At 74.8% G+C, this 4,159-nt stretch carries 1 protein-coding gene; it reads left to right on the forward strand.

Going from position 1 to position 4,159, the window contains the following annotated elements:
• Positions 1–4,159: hypothetical protein (locus ACJOT3_RS33115; protein ID WP_406977077.1), on the forward strand; the 4,159-nt coding region annotated here is incomplete at both ends.

Genomic DNA, 4,159 nt, shown 5'->3' on the forward strand with positions numbered 1-4,159 from the left:
AAGCCAGCCAGCGCTTCACCGCCCTCTCCGACATGCAGATGCGGCTTCTCGACCCCCCGCGGTCGATCCGGGTCATGACCGTCCTGATCCCCGAGCCGACCGCCCACCAGAGCCTCGTCCCCGAGGCACGGGACACCGGCCTCGCGGAGGAGGAGCCCAGGTCCCCCGCCCCGGTGCGGGAAGTCCGCGGACCCGCCGTCCCGACCGTGTCGGAGCACACCCGTGTGCCGTCCCGGGAACCCGAGCCCGAGCGGCGCCCGGACGGTGTCGACCCGGACGACCCGGACCGGCTCCCACCGCGCCGCGTCCAGGGCGAGAAGCCCCCGGAGGTGCCGGAACAGCGGCGTTCGGAGTTCCCCGTCACCGAGGAGGACCGCACGCCCGCCGTCGAGGACACCCGCGAGCGCGCGCCGCAGGAGATCACGGAGGACATCGCGGCCGAGGACGACCCCACGCCGACCCCCACTCCCCCTCCGGTGCGGCTCAACTACCTCATCGAGTCCGAGTGGGTCGAGACCTACGGCGTCCGGGTGAACGCCGAACAGATCGTGCGGTCCCTGCCGGGGATCGACCCGGACGTCGCGGCCGACATCTCCACCGCGCTGCGCCGGGACCCCCGCCCCTTCTTCCGGGGACGGGGTTTCGAGGTCGGCGGACCCGGCGGACAGGTCCACCGGCTGCGGCTGCGGGCCGAGGACGACTGGCACCCGAAGGCCCCGGACCCCGCACGGCCCGCCCCCGCCAAGTACAAGGGCCTGCACGACGTCCAGGACCAGAGCGGCGACTCCGAGTCCGGTGCCGTCGGCATGCAGCGCCGCCCCGGGTTCTCCCTCCAGGGCACCATGCTGGCCACCGGCGGCGTCCCGGTTCCTTCGTTCGGGATCCGCGGTTCGGCGGGGGTGGGGTCCGCCTCCTGGCAGCAGAGCGCCGACCTGACCCGGACCCGGATCCAGACCACGGAGATGACCGGGGACGGCGAGGAGTACACCGCGACCCTGTACGCGGACCTCACCATCGGGAACGCCGCCCGGCCCTCGGTGCAGCTGTCGGTACAACTGGACGACAAGGTGGACCTGACCGTCATGGGGGGCCTGGTCCGGCGCGACGACCTCCCGGAGACCGTCGTGTTCGGCGACCCGCTCGCCCCGGCGGACACGGACGGCCGGGGGAACACGGACGCCCCCGCCCCGCACGGCGGGCTCCTCACGAACTCCCACCCGATCTCCATCGGAGACCTCGTCCGGCGCGACACGGGCGGCGGCTCCGGACAAGGTACCGGCGGCGCGGGCACCGGGTCGCGGCGGGCGCTGGGCGCGTGGGCCGCCGAGCGGTTGGGGCTGCGTCCACCGGAGGAGCCGTCCCGGTGGCGCCGGGTCCTGCACCGCAGGCGCGGCCCCGGGGAGCCGGGCGTGGTGACGGTGCCCGAGAAGAAGCCCGAGCGGCAGGACCTGCTGTACGAGCGGGTCCACCGGATGCTGGACGCCGACAGCCTGCTGGCGGAGCTGCCCGGGCTCACCGACGGCCCCAAGACCCTGGTGTTCGAGGACTCCGACGGCCGTCAGCGCACGCTCACGCTCTGGTCGTACGCGACCTCCATGGACAACGTGCCCGACGTCCCCAAGGCGTTCAACCTCAAGCACACCGACCGCTCCGCCCGCGGCGACGGCCTGAACGCCCAGCGCACGACCGGGTTCTCCGTGCGGCCGGGCCTGGGCGTGGTGGAGCGGCTGCCCGGCGACGCGGTCCGGCTGGAGATGCCCTACCTCGAATACTCGTACACCCGCGAGTGGGGGCAGGGGCGGGGCCAGAGCAACGGGGCCTGGGACGCGCACCTGTTCCACGGCACCAAGAACGGCGTCTACCGGGTGGAGCGGGGGATCGCCGCCTGGCTCGACGGCGACCGCGACCCCGTCGTGTTCGACACGACCACCCTGGAGGCCCTGAGCGAACGGGACGTGCGCCGGGCGCAGACGCCCCCGCCCGCGCCGCGGCCGATCACCGGGCCGGTGGGCGACCCGTTCCTGGACCGCCCGCAGGTCACCCACCTGGGCGAGTCCCCGGTGCGGGACGTGACGTTCGAGGACGGCGCCCAGGTGCGGCGGAACGCGCAGGGGATCCCGGTGACGGTGTTCCGGGAATACGCCCACCGGGTTCTGACGGCGATCAACACGGTCCATCCCGGGCTGGTGCTGCCGCACCTCGCGCTGCCGGGCGCGGCGGCGCCGCGGAACACGCACACCGGGTGGCTCAGCCGCCGCAACCACGACGCGGCGGTGCTGAACACGGCCCGGGTGCTGGCGGAACTGGACCCCGGCGCCTTCCGCGGTCGGCGCGACGAGTGGCTGTCGGGCGGGGTGGAGGTGAAGCTGACGGAGACCAGGAAGTTCGCCGGGCCCGACCAGTTCCGCGAACGCACGCTGTTCGTCCCCGACCAGGTCTCGCTGTGGCTGTCGGCGGACGTGCTCCGGTTCTCCGAGGGGGACCCGATGCCCGACGGGCACACCGGCAGCACCACGGGTTCGTCCTCCGGGGTGCGCCGCCGAGAGTTCTCCTCGTCCGCGCACGCCCTGGAGTTGCGGGCCGGCGCCACCTGGCGCGGTGTGGGGTCGGGGACGGACGCGTCCGGTCTGCCGTCCCGCAGCGCGGGCGGCACGGCCCGGCTGACGGGCGAGTCGCGGTCGGGCCGCCAACGGGAGAGCGGCCGCTCGGTCACGGCGGAGGACAACGTCAAGGACAAGGGCGGCAGCCGCCTGCTGTTCGCGGAGGTGGAGTTCTCCGCGTGGCTGGGCCCCCGGGACGCGGTGGTCCCGCGTTCGGCGCGGGTGTCCGAGACCCCGGAGCGCACCTCGCGGCCGCTGCCGCTGCCTCCCCCGGCCGTGCCGGAGGGGGCACGGACCCCCGACACGGCGCCGGCGCCCGGCGGGGACCTCGGCGGCCGGATGCACGCCCGGGTGGAGCTGCACGTCCCCCGGTCGGGGAAGGCGTTCCGGTTCGACCCGCCGATGGACCAGGGCTTCACGGGGCCGCGCCGGGCGACCGGGACCTGGGCCCGGACCCTGTTCCGGGACGGGGCGTTCTCCCTCGCCCGGGACCCCTCCCCGGCCCCCGTCCCCGAACGCCGCCGTTCGGAGACCGTCCGCGAGGCCGACGAGACGGACGACGGCAGCACCCCGAACACCGGGGCGGACGTCCTCGACTCCCCCGCGACCCGGAACCGTCCCCCGAAGGCCTCCCGGGAGGCGGACGGGGAGACGGACGACGGGGGCGTCGGTACCTCCACCGGCACCGCGCGCGGGGAAGCGCCCGCACGGCGCGAACCCGTGCCGCCGGACGGTCCGGACACGGACGGCCTCATCCTGGGCACACGCGCACCCGCCCTGCCGGACGGCCCGAACGCGGGCGCCCTCGTCCGGGGCGGGCACGCGCCCGCGCACGCCTACCCGCCGTCCAGACCGCCGGTGATCCGGCGGACGGAGGCGGCCCGGCTGCTCGACAGGGTCATGCGCACGGTCCAGGCGTTCGACCCCACCGTCGAACGGCGCCCCGGAGGCCGCTCGCTGACCCTGCTCGCGTACACCTACGACGGTCTGAACCGCAACCACTGGTCGTTCCCCCGGTCCATCGAGCGGCCGGGCGGGATCGGGATGATCGTCGCCAACCACATGTCACCGCAGTCGCTGGCGGGCTCGTCCGGCCTGGGGCACCGCCACGGCGACCGGTTCCGGGTGCAGAACAACGACGGCCTCTCCCTCCTGCGCACCCGGACGACCGTGGTCACCTGGTTCGTGCCGACCAGGATCGCGTCGATCGCGGCCCGCCCCTCGGCGGTCGTGGAGTCCTCCCAGAGCCGGGAGGTCTCCCTGGGGTGGGGGTTCTCTGGGTCGCGCACCGTGTTCTTCATCGTGGGCGGCCGGGTCGGGATCTCCCCGAACCCGACCACGCCCGTGGGCACGCCCGCCCCGGGCGGGGCCGGCGCCCCCGTCACCCAGCTCACCCTGGAGGGGCGGCACACGCTGTACGGGAACGGGTGGAGCACCTCGTCCTCGACGGTGTTCCGGAGCCGGACCGAGGTCAAGCTGACCGGCCCCTCGTTCGAGTACGTCACCGACGGGGTGCTCGCCCAGGCCATCGAGCACAAGCAGGACTTCGACATGGTCGT

It is taken from the genome of Nocardiopsis protaetiae (genome assembly GCF_045446735.1).
In the GTDB taxonomy this organism is placed as follows: Bacteria; Actinomycetota; Actinomycetes; order Streptosporangiales; family Streptosporangiaceae; genus Nocardiopsis; species Nocardiopsis protaetiae.